The organism is Variovorax paradoxus EPS, from assembly GCF_000184745.1.
In the GTDB taxonomy this organism is placed as follows: domain Bacteria; phylum Pseudomonadota; class Gammaproteobacteria; order Burkholderiales; family Burkholderiaceae_C; genus Variovorax; species Variovorax paradoxus_C.
On sequence record NC_014931.1, the window covers coordinates 6,284,728 to 6,303,794 of the forward strand.

General features: G+C 67.3%; 16 protein-coding genes. 5 read left to right on the forward strand and 11 right to left on the reverse strand.

Annotation, left to right across the window (positions count from 1 at the left end; translation table 11 throughout):
* Positions 1 to 250 precede the first annotated feature (250 nt).
* Entirely contained in the window at positions 251 to 2,617 is a 2,367-nt protein-coding gene (locus VARPA_RS31805) for an ESPR-type extended signal peptide-containing protein (protein WP_013544127.1), read from the reverse strand.
* A 569-nt stretch (positions 2,618 to 3,186) separates the two neighbouring features.
* Here VARPA_RS31805 and VARPA_RS31485 point away from each other — a divergent pair.
* Entirely contained in the window at positions 3,187 to 3,324 is a 138-nt protein-coding gene (locus VARPA_RS31485; protein WP_167330565.1) for a hypothetical protein, read from the forward strand.
* A gap of 34 nt (positions 3,325 to 3,358) precedes the next feature.
* Here the strand turns inward: VARPA_RS31485 and VARPA_RS30370 are convergent, their stop codons facing one another.
* Positions 3,359 to 6,403, reverse strand: a complete 3,045-nt coding sequence (locus tag VARPA_RS30370) for an autotransporter outer membrane beta-barrel domain-containing protein (protein WP_013544128.1) — start codon at positions 6,401 to 6,403, stop codon at positions 3,359 to 3,361.
* Positions 6,404 to 6,737: 334 nt separating this feature from the next.
* Here VARPA_RS30370 and VARPA_RS28865 point away from each other — a divergent pair, with 334 nt between their 5' ends.
* Positions 6,738 to 7,370, forward strand: coding sequence for a LysE family translocator (locus VARPA_RS28865; protein WP_013544129.1), 633 nt, complete (start codon positions 6,738 to 6,740; stop codon positions 7,368 to 7,370).
* 104 nt (positions 7,371 to 7,474) lie between these two features.
* Here VARPA_RS28865 and recG read toward each other — a convergent pair whose 3' ends face one another.
* The 3 genes from recG to VARPA_RS28880 are packed head-to-tail and all read right to left on the reverse strand — an operon-like array spanning position 7,475 to position 11,777.
* Positions 7,475 to 9,601 carry an ATP-dependent DNA helicase RecG gene (gene recG, locus VARPA_RS28870; protein ID WP_013544130.1) on the reverse strand — a complete coding sequence of 709 codons (2,127 nt, stop codon included), beginning with the start codon at positions 9,599 to 9,601 and terminating at the stop codon, positions 7,475 to 7,477.
* A gap of 11 nt (positions 9,602 to 9,612) precedes the next feature.
* Entirely contained in the window at positions 9,613 to 11,109 is a 1,497-nt protein-coding gene (locus VARPA_RS28875) for a TIGR01777 family oxidoreductase (protein ID WP_013544131.1), read from the reverse strand.
* Complete coding sequence (locus VARPA_RS28880; protein ID WP_013544132.1) at positions 11,106 to 11,777, reverse strand: DUF4166 domain-containing protein; 672 nt, start codon at positions 11,775 to 11,777, stop codon at positions 11,106 to 11,108. The genes VARPA_RS28875 and VARPA_RS28880 overlap by 4 nt, the downstream gene beginning before the upstream one ends.
* A 128-nt stretch (positions 11,778 to 11,905) precedes the next feature.
* On the opposite strand from VARPA_RS28880, the gene queA reads away from it, so the two are divergent.
* Both queA and tgt read left to right on the forward strand, forming a co-directional pair.
* A complete protein-coding gene (queA, locus tag VARPA_RS28885) occupies positions 11,906 to 12,949 on the forward strand; it encodes a tRNA preQ1(34) S-adenosylmethionine ribosyltransferase-isomerase QueA (protein ID WP_013544133.1) in 1,044 nt (347 codons plus the stop codon).
* A gap of 5 nt (positions 12,950 to 12,954) precedes the next feature.
* Positions 12,955 to 14,127 (forward strand): tRNA guanosine(34) transglycosylase Tgt, encoded by a 1,173-nt coding sequence (gene tgt, locus VARPA_RS28890; protein WP_013544134.1) that lies wholly within the window; start codon positions 12,955 to 12,957, stop codon positions 14,125 to 14,127.
* A gap of 20 nt (positions 14,128 to 14,147) precedes the next feature.
* Here the strand turns inward: tgt and VARPA_RS28895 are convergent, their stop codons facing one another.
* Complete coding sequence (locus VARPA_RS28895; protein ID WP_041943090.1) at positions 14,148 to 14,522, reverse strand: hypothetical protein; 375 nt, start codon at positions 14,520 to 14,522, stop codon at positions 14,148 to 14,150.
* Between the two features lie 143 nt (positions 14,523 to 14,665).
* Between VARPA_RS28895 and VARPA_RS28900 the strand changes: the two genes are divergently transcribed.
* The gene (locus VARPA_RS28900) at positions 14,666 to 15,448 is read left to right on the forward strand and encodes an SDR family NAD(P)-dependent oxidoreductase (protein WP_013544136.1); all 783 of its coding nucleotides are present in this window, start codon (positions 14,666 to 14,668) and stop codon (positions 15,446 to 15,448) included.
* A gap of 75 nt (positions 15,449 to 15,523) precedes the next feature.
* On the opposite strand, the gene VARPA_RS28905 is transcribed toward VARPA_RS28900, so the two are convergent.
* From VARPA_RS28905 to VARPA_RS28925, 5 genes are all read right to left on the reverse strand, one after another.
* Positions 15,524 to 15,901 carry a DUF3597 domain-containing protein gene (locus VARPA_RS28905; protein WP_013544137.1) on the reverse strand — a complete coding sequence of 126 codons (378 nt, stop codon included), beginning with the start codon at positions 15,899 to 15,901 and terminating at the stop codon, positions 15,524 to 15,526.
* A 186-nt stretch (positions 15,902 to 16,087) separates the two neighbouring features.
* Positions 16,088 to 17,152, reverse strand: a complete 1,065-nt coding sequence (locus tag VARPA_RS28910) for a zinc ribbon domain-containing protein (RefSeq protein ID WP_013544138.1) — start codon at positions 17,150 to 17,152, stop codon at positions 16,088 to 16,090.
* Between the two features lie 25 nt (positions 17,153 to 17,177).
* On the reverse strand, positions 17,178 to 17,963 hold the full coding sequence (locus VARPA_RS28915; protein ID WP_013544139.1) for a DUF2145 domain-containing protein: 786 nt from the start codon (positions 17,961 to 17,963) through the stop codon (positions 17,178 to 17,180).
* Positions 17,960 to 18,418 carry a hypothetical protein gene (locus tag VARPA_RS28920; protein WP_013544140.1) on the reverse strand — a complete coding sequence of 153 codons (459 nt, stop codon included), beginning with the start codon at positions 18,416 to 18,418 and terminating at the stop codon, positions 17,960 to 17,962. The genes VARPA_RS28915 and VARPA_RS28920 overlap by 4 nt, the downstream gene beginning before the upstream one ends.
* A 41-nt stretch (positions 18,419 to 18,459) precedes the next feature.
* Entirely contained in the window at positions 18,460 to 18,957 is a 498-nt protein-coding gene (locus VARPA_RS28925; protein ID WP_013544141.1) for a YiaA/YiaB family inner membrane protein, read from the reverse strand.
* Positions 18,958 to 19,067 lie beyond the last annotated feature (110 nt).

The window sequence follows — 19,067 nt, forward strand, 5'->3', positions numbered from 1 at the left end:
GTCGACAGGCTCGAGATACCGCTGGTGGCAGTGCTCAGGCCGGACGATGTGGAGGTCGACAGGCTACCGATGCTGCTCGTAGCAGTGCTCAGGCCAGACGACGTCGATGTCGACAGGCTAGCGATACCGCTGGTGGCCGTGCTCAGACCGGACGAGGTGGAGGTCGACAGGCTGCCGATGCTGCTGGTAGCGGTACTCAAGCCACTCGAAGTAGACGTCGACAGGCTCGAGATACCGCTGGTGGCCGTGCTCAGACCGACGAGGTGGAGGTCGACAGGCTGCCGATGCTGCTCGTAGCAGTGCTCAGGCCAGACGACGTCGATGTCGACAGGCTAGCGATGCCGCTGGTGGCCGTGCTCAGACCGGACGAGGTGGAGGTCGACAGGCTGCCGATGCTGCTGGCAGCGGTGCTCAAGCCACTCGAAGTAGACGTCGACAGGCTACCGATGCTGCTGGTCGCGGTGCTCAGACCCGAGGAGGTCGATGTCGACAGGCTGTTGATGCTGCTTGTGGCCGTGCTCAACCCACTCGATGTCAAGGTCGACAGACTCGTGATGCTGGTCGAGAGGCTGGTGTTGCTGGTGCTCAGCTGCGCCACAGTCACCGCGTCCTGCTGTGCCGCGCCATCGGCCAGGTTGGTGATGCGTCGCGTCGGCGCGGCGCCGGACGCCCCCACCGAGACTTCCGACGCCGGAGCTGCCGCGCCGGTCATGAAGCCCTTGCCAGTCGGCGAAGTCGCGAAGGTGGTCGAGCCCGAACCCAGCGCCACCGAGTTGTCGGTCAGCACCAGCGCTCCAGCGCCCAGGGCGACGGCGTTCACGCCCGCGCCTTGAGCCCCCTGCCCCACCGCGATGGCACCCGACTGGGTCGCATTGGCATTGGTGCCAAAGGCGATTGCGCTGGTATTGCTGGCGTTGGCCTGGTCGCCCAATGCGACGCTGCGCAAGCCCGACGCCTTGCTCAGATTGCCCACAGCCACCGCAGCAAAATTCGACGCGACGTTGCCGACACCCAGTGCCAGGGAATTACCGCCGGTGGCATTGGCGGCATTGCCGAACGCGGAGCTAGAACCGCCAGTGGCTCTGGCGGTGACGCCAATCGCCGTGTCCTGCTTCCCCGATGCCAACGCGCCGTTGCCGAGGGCCGTCGCGTCGGTGTTGGCCGCATTGGCGTTGACGCCAATCGCCGTACTGGTCCCAACGCTCGCCTTGGCTCCATTGCCGATGGCGATGATGCCGCTGCCGCTGCCGGAGGCACTCGCCCCATCACCGATGGCGAGGCCAAAGATGCTGTTGACGACCGCACCACGACCGACCGCGATGCCGGAGGTTGCCGTCGCAGCTACGCTGGACTGTCCGCCAAGGGCAACCGAATTGGCCCCGAGCGCTGCCGCCCCGCCGGAAGCATTGGCGCCGATTGCGGTGGATCCGCTTCCGGCTGCATTCGACGTCCAGCCCAAAGCCGTGGAACGATCTCCTGCGGCCTTCGCTGCAGCGCCGATGGCAACGCCGCGATCTCCAGTGACAGACGCAATCGTGCCAATCGCGATGCCGTTTTTTCCATCAGGACCGGTATCGCTCTTTGCGCCTCCGCCGATGGCGATGGCGCCGTAGGAAATGGCCTGCGCACTGTCGCCGAATGCGGCGGTGACAACGCCCTTCGCCTGCGCCCTGTTACCAAATGCCGTCGCGGACTTCAAGCCCACGCTGTCGCCACTGGCAAGTGCATTGGTGCCGAAGGCCATGTCGTCGCCAAAGACTGCATTGGCGCCGTTGCCGAAAGCCGTCGCGCCACCACCGTCTGCCCTGGTGCCTACACCGATAGCCGTCGCATTGAAGCCGCTGGCGAAACTGTTCTGCCCGAAAGCCATTGCCCCCGCGCCTCCGGTGGCGTTGGCATTCTGGCCAATGGCAACACCCGACGGCGCCGCAGCGGACACCTTGGATTCAGCACCAATGGCAACCGAATTGGCCGCCAGCGATTGGGCGCCTCGAACTTCATTTGCGCCAATTGCAACGGAGCCGTCACCGGATGCCCGCGTGACGTCGGCAGGATTTTTGGACGTCGTCGAGCCGATCGACGTCGAATTATTCGCAGTTGCCTGCGCACCGCTACCGATTGCGGTCGTAAACGCACCGCTGGCGGCAGACGCCTGCCCGAAGGCCACCGTCGCGGCTCCCGATGCATTGGCTCCATTTCCAATCGCCACTGAATTTGAGCCCTGCGCAGCCGTACGAATGGTGCCTGCGGAGGCGCCGATCGCAACGCCTCCGTTGCCCGCAAGGGGGCCGGTTCCGGTGAATGCGTCGGCGAGGCTCGAACCGATGGCAATACTGCCGCCCTCCGCCCTGCCGCCCCCTCTCGCATAGTCAGCATGGACCACATTGCTCCCAGCCAACCCACCGGCCACCAGGATCAGCGCCATCGTCGCATGCGTCAAGGCTCCGATCGATCGCCCGTCGCCCTCCCCCATGCGCCCGGAAGATGCTTCCCGTGCCGCAGCCGCCACCACCGTGCTCTTGCTCTTCGACGGCTTGCCTCGTGCCGAAGTGAGTTCTGACGCGGCAACCCAGGCACCAAGCGGTTCGTTCCAGATAGTTTGAAAAGTCTTGTTCATTGAAATTCGATCCGAAGAAGAAACGGCATGCGCCGCAGCTGCATCGATCGCAAAAACGACAAGAAGAGTGCTGAGAGCGCATACGGATCAAACGTCTTGCTGCGCAGTGCCGGACTTCCGCAAACAACAGCTGGCTGCGCATCGTTCGATGCGTGCTTACGTCTGTTCTGGGGGGTGTTTCTCGCAACGGGTGCGAGGCCAAGATCCGCTTCAACCACTCGACTCGCTGATGAAAACCACGGAATCCGTGCCAGCGATCGAAGGGGGCGAATCTAAATTCGCGAACAGTTGGAGAGGTTCTTCAAATGTCTAGAGAATGACTTTCATATCCATCGCCGTTCTGAAAATGTGAACAAGTTCCGGATCAACCGAAAACGGGCGAGCACATGCATGAACGGTTGAATACACACGATAAATATGCGCTGGCGAATACCAGTTCGGCGCGACGACGTTGATGCGAGCCGTCGCCCCGCGTTGACCAGCGCGGAGTAATTTCTGGTTGCGCCAAGAGCGACTCGAACGCATCGAACAACGGCCCGGCATGCCCCAAAGGCGACCACGACATCGGCTTGGCCTTCGACCCGGCGCCTCATCCGCAGGTTCAGCGGCGCAAGCAGGTGTCGGTGTCCAGGGGGGCGGTGATGTTGCCCACGCACCCGCTCGCGAAGAAAAAGACAGTGCAGCTGGCCGACTCGGTGGGCGACTGACGGACGGAGAGCAGGCCCACGTGCCTGCCTCCGGTCACCACTTCACGCGCATGCCCACGCTGGCGTTGATGCCGCTCTTCACGCGCGCACTGCCACTCGATGCGAAGAACTTGCCCACTTCCGCGTACAGGCTGGTCCGCTCGCCGACGGCCAAGGTGGCACCGCCCGCGAGTTCGGTACTGGTGCCGCCGGTGCGCGTGCCGATGTCGGTCCAGCCCGCGGGGCCTATGAAGCGCGCCACGTCCGTACCGCTGGAGGTGCGGTACACGTTCAGCCGCGCATACGGCTGCAGCACGCCGGCGCCGGTGGCGATCTGTCCCTTGATCCGCACGCCTGCGCGAACCGTCCAGCCGCTGTCGGTGTCCTGCGAGACGCGGGCACCGGAGAGCGTCACGTCATCGAGGTTCAAGCGCTGGTGCACGAACTGCAACTGCGGCTCGATCTTCCAGTCACTGCCGAGCGCAACGCTCTGTCCCACCTCCAGCGACAGCAGCGTGCTCTTGCCCTTGCCGGAAGCCGAAGGCGAACTGTCCAGAGGCCCTGCCGTGTAGCGATGGCGGCCACCCTGCAGCACCGCATCGGCGTAGAAGCCCGCATCGCTCGTGAAGCCGCCATACAGGCCGAGGTAGTCGCTGCGCAGGTCGTTGCTGCCGACGGCGAGGTCGAACACGCCGCGCGCGAAGCCGCGGGTGCGGGCATCGCCTTCGAGCCGGCCGACGTACACGCCGGCGCGCCAGTTGCGGTCGGCCCACAGGTCGGTGCCGGCCTGCAGTCCGGTGAGCTGCCCCTCGCTCCTCGGGCTTGCGGTGCCTTGCTGGCTGATCTTCAGGTTCGTGCTGATGACGCGGCCCCAGGCGCTGCGCAGCGGCGCGCCGCTCTCGTCGCCCGCATCGTTGCGGCCGACCCGGGCGTCGTCGTCGCCCATGCGCGCGCGCACGTTGCCCAGCATGGCGAGGTTGCCCTGGCGCAGTTGCTCGGGCAGCGCGGCGAGCATCGGGACCTCGGTGCGGTAGGTGGGAATTTGCGATCCCAGAGACGGCGCTGACGAACGCAGATACCAGTTTTCACCCGCGCCGTTGACGTCGGCCGCATACAGCCGGTACTCGTAGGCGCCCGCATCCACATGGCCGCCTGCGACCGCGAAGGCGTCCTTGGTGGTCTGCGCCGTCGTCGTCGCGCCGTTGATCGCGCTGATGAGTTCGACGCCGTTGCCGATGGTCATGGCGCCGAGGCTGCCGAAGTTGGCAATCTGCACCGAGGTGCGGCCACTGGCGCTCGCACCCGCACCGTCGAGGACGAGCCGGTCGCTCGCAGGGCTGCCGAGTCCCGGGACGATGCCCATCCGCAACGTGCCGTTGTTGCCCACATACGCGCCGGTGATGGTGAGCGTCGTTCCCGGCGCTGCGCCGACCAGCGAGACCACGCCGCTGTTCGCCAGCGAGGGCAGCTTCTGGCTGAAGCCCGCGAGGTCGAGCGTGCCGCCCGCGCCCACGCTGTGCGCCGATGCACCGCTGAAGGCGTTGACCGCGCCGGCCCTGAGCGTGCCGCCGTTCACCGCGGTGCTGCCCGTGTAGCTGTTCTGGCCGCTCAGGGTCAGCGTGCCGGCGCCGAGCTTCTCCAGGCTGCCTTGGTAGACGCGCGTGCTGCGCGCGGCTTCGCGGGCCACGCCGGTGGCGTATTCGCTGCGGTCCGCATCGCTCGCGCCGCCGGGCAGGCCCGCGGTCCAGCCGCGCGTCTGCCTGGTCGTTTCCCAGGCGGCGGCCTCGGCAGTGTCTTCCGCGCGGCGCGCCCGGATCGCGACATCGGAGATGTCGTTCGACCAGGTGTCGTTCTGCCCCTGCGTGTTGACCGCGAACGGCCCGATGAACTGCCCCGGTCCGTTCATCGCGCGCCGCAGGCTCGGCGTGCCCCAGCCGTTGACCACGTCGGGCACCTTCACCTGCTGGCCCGCCTCGGGGTTGGCCATCGTGCCGGTGCCGGCCGCATCGACGATGGTCGCGTTCTGGGTCGCGGTGGTCTTCAGCACGGTGAGCACCTGCTCGTTGGTCATGTAGCTGAAGCGCTCCATGATGAGCGCGAGCGCGCCCGAGGCGTGCGGCGCGGCCATCGACGTGCCCGACAAGGAGGCGTAGCCGCCGGCCAGCACGGTGCCGTTGATCAGGTGGCCCGGCGCCGTGACGCAAGTCCACTTCGCCACACCGCATTTGTTGTAGCGCTGCGTGCCCGGCACGTTGATGGAGCCGTCGGCGTTGAAGCTCTGCCCGATGGCGCTCAGCGCGGAAACCCCGAGCCAGTTCTTTTCAAGCTCGGGATTGAAGTACGGCGCCGCCGCCCGCGGGCTCGGATTGAGCCAGCCGCCGTTGCCGGCGCTGAACACCATCAGCGTGCCGGTCTTCGCGGCATCGAACGCGCCCTGGATCCAGGTGTTGTTGGCCATGTAGTAGCCGTTGGCGGTGTGCATTTGCGCGAGGGTGTTGTACTGCTCGCCTGCCGGCGGACTGCCCCAGCTCGTGCTGATGATGCGCACGCCCTGCGCGTTGGCCGCGCGGTAGGCATCGGCGATGTGCTGGTTGTCGACGGTGATGAGCGCCGAGTCGCCGGGCAGCGGCCGCCCGAAGTTGGCGCCGTCGGTCTTGGCCGTGTTGGCCACGAAGAGGTCCGCGTTGAAGGCCACGCCATGCATGTTCTGCACGGCGGCGCCGCCATCACGGCTCGCGGCGATGGTGCCGCCGACGTGCGTGCCGTGGCGGTCGTTGTACGCACCGTCGTAGGCGCCGGGAATCGCGCCCACCAGCACGCCGTGATAGCGCGAGAACGGGAACTCGGGATGCGAGGCGTCGTATCCCGAATCGACCTCGCCGATCCTGATGCCCGTGCCGCTCACGCCCGCCGCGTACGCGTACTCGGTGCCCATCGCGACGAGGCCCCAGTCGCGCATGAATTCGGCGGTGCGCCAACTGGCCGGCGCACCGATCATTCCCGGATCTCCGGCATAGGTCTGGATGGCCCATGCCTGGTGCGTGGCCAAGCCGGCGAGCGCCATGGCGAGTGCGAGTCTGTTCATCCTCTTGGAAGTCATGGCGACTGTCCTCCGTGCAGTGTGTTGTTGGAATATTCAGCGTGCGAATCGCTCTTCGAAACGTGTGCATGACACGCGCAAGAACGTGTGCAAGACGCGGACCAGTAGCGAAAAAGTCTGAAGAAAAATGCGCCGTTGCACGGCCCACCAAAGCCGTGCGGAAATGCATCGCGGCGCAGTCTAGAAAACAAGTCGCGCGACAAGAACCCCACGTAAATACCGTGGCGCTAATGCAGCTTTGTTGCATCTGCAGGCTTTCGTCGTACACATCCGCGGGGCTGCGGATAATGGCGAACCTTCGTCATCGCAGTTATCTGCGTAGCAGGATGCAACCATGAGCTTGTCCACCTACCTGTTGTTCCTTCCGGCCTGCTTTGCCATCAACATGGCCTTCGGTCCCAACAACCTGCTGTCGGTCACCAACGGTGCGCGGCACGGCGTGTCGCCCGCGGTGATCGCGGCCAGCGGTCGCCTCGTGGCCTTCGCGCTCATGATCGCCGTCGCGGGCCTGGGCATGGGCGCGGTGCTGGTGGCATCGGAGCTGGCCTTCGATGTCATCAAGTACATCGGCGCGGCCTACCTCGTGTGGATCGGCATTCGCCTCTTGCGCGCACCGGCGCCCACGGCCGATGTGCAATCGCAGGGCACCGCCGCGCCGCCTTCGATGCGCGCGCTGGCACGGCAGGAGTTCACCGTGGCGGCCGGCAATCCGAAGGCCATCCTGGTGTTCACCGCGTTCTTTCCGCAGTTCGTTGTGCCCGGTGCCTACGCCTCCAGCTATGTGCTGCTGGGTGCGACCTTCCTGGTGTTCGAGCTGATCGCGATCGCGCTCTACGCGATGCTGGGCGCGCGCATGCGCCGGCTGGCGAACGGCAGCCGCGCGATGCGCTGGTTCAACAAGGTGAGCGGCAGCATGATGGTCGGCTTTGGGTTGATCCTCGCCTTCACGCGCCGACCCACCTCCTGATTTCACACGCCCGTTCGGGCTGAGCTTGTCGAAGCCTCGCGCAGCGCTTCGACAAGCTCAGCGTGAACGGATTCTTGTTGCTCGCCGACCTTGAGTTGGCTCGCTCAGGCTTTCAGGTACTCGGCCTTGGTGCCCAGCCAGCGGTCGATGTGCCGCTGGGCCAGGTCAGGGTGCTTCTCGAGCATCACCGGTGCGAGTTCACGGGCCCAGTCGAGCAGCAGCGTGTCGGTGGTCAGGTCGGCGAAGCGCAACAGCGGCGCCCCCGACTGGCGAGCGCCCAGGAATTCGCCAGGGCCGCGAATCTCCAGGTCGCGCCGCGCGATCTCGAAGCCGTCGCCCGTCTCGGCCATCGCCTTGAGCCGCGCGCGCGCCGCCTCGCCCACGCGGCCACTGTCGCCCGGCGCGTAGAGCAGCACGCAAGCCGAAGCCGCCGCGCCGCGCCCCACGCGCCCGCGCAACTGGTGCAACTGCGAAAGCCCGAAACGCTCCGCATGCTCGATCACCATCAACGAGGCGTTCGGCACATCGACGCCCACTTCGATCACCGTCGTGCTCACCAGCACCTGAATCTCGTTGGCGGTGAAGGCGGCCATCACCGCCTGCTTCTCGGCCGTGGGCATGCGCGAATGCAGCAGGCCGACATGGACGGCCTCGCCCAGCGTCCCGGCGAGTTCGTCGCGCGTTTCGGTGGCGTTGCGCAGGTCGACCGCCTCGCTTTCCTCGATCAGCGGACACACCCAGTAGACCTGCCGGCCCTGCGCGATCTGCGCCTGGATGCGGTCGATCACCTCGTCGCGCCGGTGGTCGGCCACCAGCTTGGTGACGATGGGCGTGCGGCCCGGCGGCAGCTCGTCGAGCGTGGAGACGTCCAGGTCGGCGTAGTAGCTCATCGCGAGCGTGCGCGGAATCGGGGTGGCGCTCATCATCAGCAGGTGCGGTTCGAGGTGGCCCACCGCCTTGCCGCGCAATGCAAGGCGCTGCGCCACGCCGAAGCGGTGCTGCTCGTCGATGATCGCGAGCGCGAGGTTCTTGAAGCGCACCTTCTCCGAGATGACCGCGTGCGTGCCGATGACCAGCGCGGCCTCGCCGCTCTCGACGGCGGCCGACATCGCGTCGCGCTCTTTCTTCTTCTGGCTGCCGGTGAGCCAGGCCACGCGCAGGCCGCGCTCGGCCAGCAGTGGATCGAGCCAGCCCACGAGCTTGCCGAAGTGCTGCGCCGCGAGGATTTCGGTCGGCGCCATCAGCGCGCACTGGAAGCCCGCGTCGATGGCTCGCGCCGCCGCCAGCGCCGCCACCACGGTCTTGCCCGAACCGACGTCGCCTTGCAGGAGCCGGTGCATCGGAATCTCGCGGCCGAGGTCGCGCGTGATCTCTTCGCCTACACGCTGCTGCGCACCGGTCAGGCCGAAGGGCAGCACCGCGAGCAGTTGCGCATGCAGCGACGTCGCCACGGGTTCCGGCGACGAAGGCAGCACCGGGGCACGTTGGGCGGCGCGTTCCATGCGGGCCTGCAATTGCGAGAGCTGCTGCGCGAGCAGCTCCTCGGCCTTGATGCGCTGCCAGGCCGGGTGGCTGTGATCTTCCAGCGTCGCCATCGCCACGTCGGGCGTGGGGTAGTGCAGGAAGGTGAGCGAACTGCGCAGGTCCCATGCGCCGCCCAGGCCGATCTGCACGGGAATCGTCTCGTCGAGCACCGCGCGTGCGAGGCCCGAACGCACCTCGCGTCGCAGCACCGGCTGTGCGAGGCCGGCCACGGTCGAATACACCGGCGTGAGCGCCTCCGGCAGCGAGGTGCCCGCGGCCTTGACCGTGGGATGCATGATCTGCCGCCCCACGAAGCCGCCGCGCATCTCGCCCCGCACGCGCACCCGCGCGCCGACCGCGAGCTGCTTCTGCTGCGACGGGTAGAAGTTGAAGAAGCGCAACTGGCAGGTGTCGCTGCCGTCGTCGATGGTGGCAATCAGCTGGCGGCGCGGGCGATACACCACCTCGCACTCGGTGACCACGCCCTCGACCTGCGCCATGTCGCCGTCGCGCGTGTCGGCGAGCTTGACGATGCGGGTCTCGTCCTCGTAGCGCATCGGGAGGTAGAGCGCGAAGTCGATGTCGCGCACGAGGCCGAGCTTGCGCAGGGCGCGCTGCACGAGGCTCAGGCCGGTGCCGGGCGGCTGCGGTGGCGACGGCGCGGTGGCGGCGTCCGCGGACTTGGAGGGAGCTTTCTTGGCGGGCACGGGCAAGGCTTCTATCGCGGCCGGCAGAGGTCCGTCAAGGCGCTGCGGGCGTCGGGGAATGCGAACCGGAACCCGGTCTGAAGCAGGCGGGCCGGCACCACGCGCTGGCCTTCGAGCAGCAGGTCGGCCTGTTCGCCGAGCAGCAGCTTGACCGGCGCTGCGGGCGTTGGCATCCAGAAGGGGCGATGCATGACGCTCGCGGCCACGCGCGTGAAGTCCTCCTGGCTGAGCGCGCCGGGTGCGGTGAAGTTGAAGGCCTGCGCGGTCGCAGGTCCGTCGGTTCCCGCCTGCTCGGCAGCGCTCCACACGTGGGCCATGGCACGGATGACGTCGTGCACGTGCACCCACGACAGCCATTGCCGCCCGCTCCCCAGCCGTCCGCCCATGCCCAGCGCGACGGGCAGCAGCAGTTGCGGCAGCGAGCCCTGGTGGCCCAGCACGAATCCGAAGCGCATGCAGGCGACGTGCACACCATGTGCGGTCGCGGCTCGCGCCGCGTTCTCCCATCTTTGGCACAGCGTCGACATGAAGATGTCCTGCGGCGGCGCGTCTTCGGTCAGCTCGGCGGCATCGCCTTGCGGCTGCACGCCGTAGTAGCCGATGGCCGAGCCCGACAGCAGCAGCCAGGGCTTGCGCGGTCGCGTGGCGATCCACGCGACCAGCGTGCGGGTGAGGCCCTCGCGGCTTTGCAGCAGCTGCTGCTGGCGCCGTTCGCTCCAGCGCTGGCCGAGGATGCGTGCGCCCGCGAGATTGATCACCACGTCGCACGGGTCGGTCTCGGGGATCTGGTCGAGCCGCTGCACGCAGCGCACCGCGCCGCCGAAGTTCCATGCGGCCGAGCGTGCGTCGCGAGTCCAGACCGTCACGGCATGGCCATCGGCCACGAGATGGCGCACCAGCGTCTGGCCGATGAAGCCGGTGCCGCCCGTGACCAGCACGCGCTGCGGCTTCGTGCCGAAACGCACCGGCGCCTTGATGGCTCGCGTCTCCTCCTGCGCCGTCCGGCGGAACAGCGCACGTGCCGCGAGTCCGTCGCGCAGCCCCGAGACGCCGACACCCACGCCGCACAGCGCCAGGAAGGCGCCCAGCCAGCCTTGCGGATGCCACGCCAGCGCCGTCGGCTGTGCGGCCCAGTCCACCGCATTCATCGCCAGCAGCGCGATGAATGCGCCGGCGTTGATGGCCAGCACGGTGTGCGTGACGCGCTCGGTCGGCGGCAGGAGACGACTGCCGTCTTCCACCACGAAGTCCCACAGCGTGAGCACGATCTCGACGCCGAACACCGCCAGCAGCACCCACGCCCATACGCCATGCCAGGCCCACGACGACAGCCCGATGAACATCGCGCAGTAGATCGACGAATGCACCGCATGGATCGCCAGCTCGCGCCGCGCCGTGTTGCGCTGCGCGAGGGCCTCGGTGCCTTCGTGGTGATAGAGCGTGTCGAACGCGCCCGTCAGCCCCTGCGCGGCCATGAGTTGCAGCGCCAGCAGGTGCGTGTCGATCATGCGGCGGCGCCCCCCGGGTCGGCCACTTCCTCGAACACGCCGACCTGCGTGAAGGTCGTGCCCATGAGCCAGTGGCGGATCTCGATGCGGATGTTGAAACGCTCGGGCGTTTCGTTGTGGTGCCAGAGGAAGGTCTTGCCGGGTGTGAAGACGCCGGGCAAGGGAATGCGCCAACCGAACACGTCCCAGAAATAGCCGTCGCTCTGGAAATGCAGGCTGCCGTTCTCCACGCTCAGCACCAGCTTCATGCCCAGGCCCATGCCCACGTACTCCAGCACCTCGCCGCGCGCGCTTTCGCGCATGAAGCTGGTGAACTGGATCGGCTCGCGGCCGTGCAGGCGATAGATGCGCTGCTTGTAGATGGCCGGGTCGTCGGGCTTGGCGTAGACCTGGATCTCGACCGGGAAGTGGCTGTCGCTGTAGGGGATCAGCGCGCCCTGGATGAGCGGCTGCGTGAGGTGCCCCAGCAGCTTGCCGAAGCGCGAGCAGCGCAGCTCGCTCAACGCGCCCAGGTAATGCAGCGCCTTGCCGGGCGAGGGGTTCTTGTCGAAGCGCCGGCGGATGTCCGGGTGCAGGCCCTGCCAGGCGCTTCCGAGGATCTTCTTGAAGAGCTCGCCTTCGGAGGGAGGGGGCGCCAGCGGAACGCGCGCGACGGATGAATCGACCATCCGTCGATTCTGCCTCGGCAACCCCGTGCCGGGCCCCGGAATCCGGGCATGGGACAATCGCCGCCTTCCCGCGATTTCCTCCCTTTCCCATGCCTCCTTGGCACGGGCCCGTCCGGCCCTCAAGCACCATGCGCGCCTTCACGCTTTCCGATTTCGATTTCGACCTGCCGCCCGAACTGGTGGCGCAACATCCGGCCTCCGAACGCACGTCTTCCCGTCTCCTCGACGGCACAGGCGACGCCCCGGTCGACCGCATTTTCAAGGACCTGCCCTCGCTGCTGCGCGAAGGCGACCTGCTGGTCTTCAACGACACGCGCGTGGTCAAGGCGCGCCTGTTCGGCGAAAAGCCGACCGGGGGCAAGCTCGAGCTGCTGGTCGAGCGCGTGCTGCAGGGCCAGGAGGTGGTCGCGCACATGAAGGTCAGCAAGAAGCCGCCGGTGGGCACGACGCTGGAAATGGTCGGCGGCTTTCGCGCCACGCTGCTGGGCCGCTGGCCCGAGGAAGACGGCGCGCTGTTCCGCTTCGCCTTCGAGAGCGACGCGGGCGAGAACCCCTACATGCTGATGGAGCGCTGCGGCCACGTGCCGCTGCCGCCCTACATCACGCACACCGATTCGGTCGACGACGAGAGCCGCTACCAGACCGTGTTCGCGCGCGTGCCCGGCGCCGTGGCCGCACCGACTGCCGCGCTGCATTTCGACGAAGGCCTGCTGGCTGCGCTGGAAGCGCGCGGTGTGCAGCGCGCGAACGTCACGCTGCACGTTGGCGCCGGCACCTTCCAGCCGGTGAAGACCGAGAACATCGCCGAGCACACGATGCATGCCGAGCGCTACGAGGTGCCCGAGGCCACGCGGCGCGCGATTGCCGAATGCAAGGCGCGCGGCGGCCGTGTGATCGCGGTCGGCACGACCACCGTGCGCACGCTCGAATCGTGGGCCAAGAGCGGCGAGGCCACGGGCGACACGCGCATCTTCATCACGCCGGGCTTCGCCTTCGCGCACGTCGATGTGCTGGTGACCAACTTCCATTTGCCCAAGAGCACGCTGATGATGCTGGTCTCGGCCTTTGCGGGCTACGAGCGGGTGATGGCGCTGTACGCCAACGCCATCGCCCATCAATACCGCTTCTTCAGCTACGGCGACGCCATGTTGCTTGCACGGACCCAGGACTGAACGACATGCTGAACTTCGAACTCCTCAAGACCGACCCCGACAGCCACGCGCGCCGCGCCACGCTCACGCTCAACCACGGCAAGGTGCAGACGCCGATCTTCATGCCCGTGGGCACCTACGGCACGGTCAAGGGCGTGATGCCGCGCAGTCTGGAAGAGATGGGCGCGCAGATCATCCTGGGCAACACCTTCCACCTCTGGATGCGCCCCGGCCTCGACGTGATGCAAAGCTTCGGCGGGCTGCACCAGTTCGAGAAGTGGAACAAGCCCATCCTCACCGACTCCGGCGGCTTCCAGGTGTGGTCGCTGGGTGCGATGCGCAAGATCAGCGAAGAGGGCGTGAAGTTCGCCTCGCCCGTCAACGGCGACAAGCTGTTCCTCACGCCCGAGGTCTCGATGCAGATCCAGACCACGCTCAACAGCGACATCGTGATGCAGTTCGACGAGTGCACGCCCTACGACACCAAGGGCCACATCACGACCGAGGCCGAGGCGCGTACCTCGATGGAGCTGAGCCTGCGCTGGGCCAAGCGCTGCCAGAGCGAATTCGCGCGGCTCGAGAACCCGAACGCGCTCTTCGGCATCGTGCAGGGCGGCATGTTCGAGAACCTGCGCGAGGAGTCGCTCGCGGCGCTGGTCGACATGGACTTCCCCGGCTACGCCATCGGCGGCGTGAGCGTGGGCGAGCCGAAGGAAGAAATGCTGCACATCATGGGCCACACGCCGCACCGGCTGCCCGCGAACAAGCCGCGCTACCTGATGGGCGTGGGCACGCCCGAAGACCTGGTGCAGGGCGTGGCCGACGGCGTGGACATGTTCGACTGCGTGATGCCCACGCGCAACGCGCGCAACGGCACCATGTTCACCCGCTTCGGCGACCTGAAGATGCGCAACGCCCGCCACAAAAGCGACCCGCAGCCGGTGGACCCGAGCTGCACCTGCCATGCCTGCGCGGGCACGTCAGGCGTGTCGTGGAACGACGGCGGGCGCGAAGGCTTCAGCCGCGCCTACCTGCACCACCTGGACCGCTGCGGCGAAATGCTCGGGCCGATGCTGTGCACCATCCACAACCTGCACTACTACCTGAACCTGATGACCGAGATTCGCGCGGCGCTCGACGCGGGCACGTTCACGGAATTCCGCGCACGGTTCAAGGCCGAGCGCGCGCGCGGCGTCTAGCCAGCGGGCCGGTCCGCGCCCTACTTCGCGGCGCCCGGCGGCTTGATCGCGAGCGGCGTGGTGTAGGGCTCGATGCGCAGCAGGTCGTTCTTGAAGACGACGATCTGCCGCAGCGGCGCCTGCACCAGCGCGCCGCCCTCGCCGTGCTGCGAGGCGTACTGCCACAGCGTGAGCTGGCCCTTGTCGGCCAGCATGGCGGCCAGGCGCTGCACCGGCGGTGTCGTGCCGGCGCCGAGCTGGGCCGCCTCGATGCCCACGACAACGTCGTCGCGCGGCGAGACCACCTTGAACAACAGCACCGGTGCCGTTCCCGCCTGGGCGCGCACCTGCCGCGCCACGATGAAGGCCGGCAGAAGCGCAAAGCTGACCAAGGCGCGGCGGTGGAAGGAGTTCATGTCGGCAAGCCTATCCACGCCACGCCCTCCTGCCCACAGGCCGGAAGCCATACGCCGGGCGGAAGCCCGCGTTTCCCCCATGGCGGCGGCATCCGGTACGCTCGTGGCCTGTTTCCATCTTCATCGCCGTCGTCTTCATTCCCATGACCACAGCCACCTCAACCTCTCCCTACACCGCTCGCTATCCGTCGCTCGCCGGGCGCACCGTCTTCATCTCGGGCGGCGCCAGCGGCATCGGCGAATCGCTGGTGCGGGCCTTCCACGCGCAGGGCGCCAAGGTCGGTTTCTGCGACCTCGACACGGCCGCCGGCACGGCGCTCGCCGCCGAGTTGCAGGGCGAGACGCCCGCGCTGTTCAGCGTCTGCGACGTGACCGACACGGCCGCGCTGGCCGCGACCATCGCTGGTGTTCGGGCGCGCTTCGGGCCCATCGGTGTGCTGCTGAACAACGCGGCCAACGACCGGCGCCACGAAATGGCCGATGTGACCAGCGAGGACTTCGACCGCCTCGTGGCCGTCAACATCAAGCACCAGTTCTTTGCCGCACAGGCCGTGGCCGAGGACATGCGCGCACTGGGCGGCGGCTCGATCATCAACTTCGGCTCGATCAGCTGGATGATGAAAGGGCGTGGCTACCCGGTCTATCAAGCCTGCAAGGCGGGTGTGCGCGGCCTCACGCGCTCGCTGGCGCGCGACCTCGGCAAGCAGAACATCCGGGTCAATACGATCATGCCGGGCTGGGTGATGACCGAGCGGCAGATCAAGCTGTGGGTGAAGCCCGAATCCGCCGCGGAAATCGATGCGGCCCAGTGCCTACCGGGGCGCGTGATGGCCGAGGACATCGCGGCGATGGCGCTGTTCCTCGCCGCCGACGATTCGCGGATGTGCACCGCGCAGGATTACGTGGTGGACGCCGGCTGGATCTGAAGCCTTTCGCCGCTCCCTTCAAAGCAAAAAGCCCGGCAGTGCCGGGCTTTTTTGGTTGAGCGAACCGAAGGGCGATCAGTCGCGCAGTTCAGCAGGCAGCGTGCCGCCATTGGCTGCGATGCGGGTCATCACCTGCTTGTGCAGGCCGATGTTCCATTCGGCCGAACCCGGCTCGCCGTCGCTGTAGAGAATTTCGCTGGCCAGCTCCTTGCGCGCGGCGAGGCTGCTGTCCAGGCCCAGCAACTTGAGCAGGTCGACGATCGAGGTGCGCCAGTTCAGGCTGGCGGCACCAGGCATTGCGTCGAGGATCGCTGGCACGTCGCCCAGCGGGATCGAGGGCGGCGGTGCCGCAACGGCCGGTGCGCCCGGTGCAGGCGCCGGCGGTGCGGCGACGACTTCAGCGGCGTTGGCCGACGGAAAAATCTTGGAAAAAATCTTGCCGAAAAAGCTCATGGAAGGAGGTCCTCGTCGTGTGTTGTGGAGGCCGGGCGACGCATGAAAGTGAACGCCGGCTGCGTGCGAAATGCAGCGCAGGCCAAGGTTCTAACACTTTGCGGCGACAGCTTCGCCAAAAAGGATGACCACGCAGCGTGCGGAATACCCGCTCGCAGTGGAAAGATTCCGTGCCTCCGCGCCCCCTCAAGCCGGCGCTGTGCCGCCACCGGCCACCGCATGCGCCGAGGTGCCGCAGGCGTGGCAAAACTTCGAGAACGCACTCTTGCGCGATTCGCATTGGCCGCAGTGATCGAACAGACCGATGCCGCAGTGCGGGCAGAAATCGATCTCGCCGTTCTTCAGGTCGACCGGCCGTTCGCAGCCTGGGCATACGCCCTTGCCGAGCCGCGCGAGCGCGACGTCGTAGCTCAACTCCTCGCGGCGCACCTGGTCGGGCTGCTGCTCGGCGAGCTTCTGGCGCGCGAGGTAGGCGTTGAGCGCAACGATCGCGTAGCGCCCCACGAGCACCGTGAGCAAGATGCCCACCACGTAGCGCACATAGCCGCCGTAGCTCGGCAGGTAGGGCACCAACTCCACGAAGAACGCGAACAGCGCAAAGAAGATGAAGCCCCAGACGAACGGCCAATAGGTGCTCTTGCGCTTTTTCGCGAACAGCCAGCCGGCCACGGCCAGCAGCGGCAGCGTGAGCGCGAGGCGGTAGGCGAACACCCGCAGCTCGATGCGCCGGTACTCGGCATCGAGCTTCACCTGCGCATCGCGCTCCAGTTCCGCGAGCGTCGTGCGGGCGCGCTGCTCGGCCTGGCGCGCATCGAGCATGATTTTTTGCTGCGCGTTGACCTGGCGCTGGACGGCGTCTTCCTTCTGCTTGAACGCGTCGAGCGCCTTGGTGCGCGCGATGAGTTCGGTGTCCTGGTCGGGCTGCGCGGTGGCGCGGCGGGTGGCGATCCAGTTGCCGAAGGTCTCGCGCGCATTGGCGCTGGCCTGCTGCGCGGCATTGAGCTGCAGGCGGATCTGGTCGAGGTCGCGTGAGGCCTGAAGCTCGGCGGCCTCGGAGGCCTTGATGGTGTCGCGCAGCGGCTCGGCCGCGGGCAGGTCGATGAAGTCGTCGATGCCGCGCACGCGCTCGACCTGCGGCAGGTCGCCGACGACCGTGCTGCCCAGGCCGATCAGGAAGCTCGCGAACACCAGCGCCACGAGCCAAAGGCCGCGGCGGAACCATTTTTCGGACAGGCGCAATGACTTGCTCATTCGTTTTCTTTCTGAAGATTTCTTCTTACTGCAGCTTGAACGCCACCGGCGCCGCACCCAGCCCCGCGCGCGGCATCCACGCGAAGACCGAGTCGACCGTCACCGTCTCGATGCGGTCCGAGAACCGCTTTTCGTTCGGGTGATCGTCGAAGGCGATGTTGGCCGAGCCCACGCGGCCGCCGAGGCGCGTCAGCGGACCGAGCTTCAGCGTGGTCGGCTCATAGCCCTTGAACTGCATCCACGCCTGCGCCTGCGCGCGGTTGTTGATGGTGGCGGGCTCCATGGCGGCGGCCAGCGTCTCGACAGCCCATTGGTTCGACTGCTGGTACTTCTGTCCCCATGCGTAGCTCACGATGCTGTAGGGCGCCACGTTGAGCCGCACGATGCGCGAAGGCGACTCGCCGAGCGCGGCCAGCAACTGCGTCTGCACCTGCGGCGTAGGAACCACCCAGGCGGCCTCGTAGCGCCACAGGTCGTCGAGGAAGAACTCGCCCAGCCCCTGCCGATAGACCGCCGCCACCGCCGTGCCGCACTGGTTGAGCTTGTGCACCACGCGCCACGGGCCCTCGTCGGTCTTGTAGGCGATGCCCAGGTGCGAGTAGCGCAGGCCGTACTTGCTCAGGTCCTGCCCCGCACGCGCCAGCAGCACGACACGGGCGCCGCTCGCGTCGAGCTGCTGCGAGGTGCGCTCGGCCAGTTGCATGCCCTTGACGATGAGCGCCGGGCTCGGCTTGACCTGCTCGCACGAGCGGCCGGCCTGCGCCTGGAGCGCCGCGAACGCAAGCAGGCACACCGCAAGCGCGCGCTTCATGACAGCCTCTCGTTGTGCAACAGCGCGCGGCCGATGGCGTTCGGAACGAAGGCCAGCACCTCGCCCGCGGCCGAGAGCACGACACCGCTGCCGATCACGCTGACCAGGACCGCCGTGCCGACCGATGCGCCCGCACCGTTGGCGGCGCGCCCCATCACCTTGACGCTGGCACGCGCGCCGTCCGACGCGCGTTCCAGCACATAGACGGTGCCGTCGGCCGACGCTTCGACGGCGACCACCGCGAGCGTCGAGCCGCCCACAGACAGCGCCGCGGGCACCGCGACTACCGCCGTGGCCGATGCGCCAACGACGGAGGCCGCGCCGATCACCGAGGCGACGGGCATCAGCGAGAGCGCGACCGAAGCATCGCTCTGGGCCTGTGCGTGAAGAGGAGCCGCGACACCCGCGAACGCGGTGCAGACAGCGAGAGCAAGCGTGGCAATCGACTTTTTCATGACGTTCTTTCGTTGGTTGACGGTGGGTGGAATACAGCGGCTCATTCGGCCGAGGCGGAAGCAGCAGCCTCCTGGCGGGCGGCGCGGCGGCCTTGCAGTCGCGCGTCGATCAGGTCGGCTTCATGGCGGTCGCGCAGCGTCTTGGCCAGCGTGAAAACCGAACTGATGAGGAACAGCCAGCTCACGCCCAGGAAGGCCTTGTAGGCGTCGTTGATCTCCATGCGGACCAGGCCCCAGCCGGTCAGGCCCATCGCGGTGAAGAAGCTGCCCCAGACCACGAGGCGCCACATCGGCACGTCGCGGCTGGTGGTGCCTTCGGCCTGCTGGTTGTCGCGGATGAACTTCGCCAGCATGAAGGCGGTGCTCAGGCAGAACACGTAGCCCATCACCATGAACGCCCGGTCCAGCGCCTCGCCCGGCAGCCAGCTCAAGCCGGTGGCGCAGAGGAAGACGGCGACGGCGAACGACGCCCAGACCTGGAACTGCCAGGCTCGCGTGTCACGCTGGATCGAAACGGTGGTGGATGAAAAGGGTTGCATGAGTGCCTCGCGGCGTTGTGAAGGTGGGCGAATGATGGTTCGCCACCGCACCGCGGGACTCGAATGCTTCGACCAGTGGCGGTTTGAGCCGCCACCGGTATCTCAACGGG

Excerpts from the sequence above, each read along its gene's own strand:
- VARPA_RS31805 (WP_013544127.1), bottom strand. The coding sequence starts at position 2,617 with ATGAACAAGACTTTTCAAACTATCTGGAACGAACCGCTTGGTGCCTGG.
- VARPA_RS30370 (WP_013544128.1), bottom strand. The coding sequence starts at position 6,403 with ATGACTTCCAAGAGGATGAACAGACTCGCACTCGCCATGGCGCTCGCC.
- VARPA_RS28865 (WP_013544129.1), top strand. The coding sequence starts at position 6,738 with ATGAGCTTGTCCACCTACCTGTTGTTCCTTCCGGCCTGCTTTGCCATC.
- VARPA_RS28875 (WP_013544131.1), bottom strand. The coding sequence starts at position 11,109 with ATGATCGACACGCACCTGCTGGCGCTGCAACTCATGGCCGCGCAGGGG.
- VARPA_RS28880 (WP_013544132.1), bottom strand. The coding sequence starts at position 11,777 with ATGGTCGATTCATCCGTCGCGCGCGTTCCGCTGGCGCCCCCTCCCTCC.
- queA (WP_013544133.1), top strand. The coding sequence starts at position 11,906 with ATGCGCGCCTTCACGCTTTCCGATTTCGATTTCGACCTGCCGCCCGAA.
- tgt (WP_013544134.1), top strand. The coding sequence starts at position 12,955 with ATGCTGAACTTCGAACTCCTCAAGACCGACCCCGACAGCCACGCGCGC.
- VARPA_RS28895 (WP_041943090.1), bottom strand. The coding sequence starts at position 14,522 with ATGAACTCCTTCCACCGCCGCGCCTTGGTCAGCTTTGCGCTTCTGCCG.
- VARPA_RS28900 (WP_013544136.1), top strand. The coding sequence starts at position 14,666 with ATGACCACAGCCACCTCAACCTCTCCCTACACCGCTCGCTATCCGTCG.
- VARPA_RS28905 (WP_013544137.1), bottom strand. The coding sequence starts at position 15,901 with ATGAGCTTTTTCGGCAAGATTTTTTCCAAGATTTTTCCGTCGGCCAAC.
- VARPA_RS28910 (WP_013544138.1), bottom strand. The coding sequence starts at position 17,152 with ATGAGCAAGTCATTGCGCCTGTCCGAAAAATGGTTCCGCCGCGGCCTT.
- VARPA_RS28915 (WP_013544139.1), bottom strand. The coding sequence starts at position 17,963 with ATGAAGCGCGCGCTTGCGGTGTGCCTGCTTGCGTTCGCGGCGCTCCAG.
- VARPA_RS28920 (WP_013544140.1), bottom strand. The coding sequence starts at position 18,418 with ATGAAAAAGTCGATTGCCACGCTTGCTCTCGCTGTCTGCACCGCGTTC.
- VARPA_RS28925 (WP_013544141.1), bottom strand. The coding sequence starts at position 18,957 with ATGCAACCCTTTTCATCCACCACCGTTTCGATCCAGCGTGACACGCGA.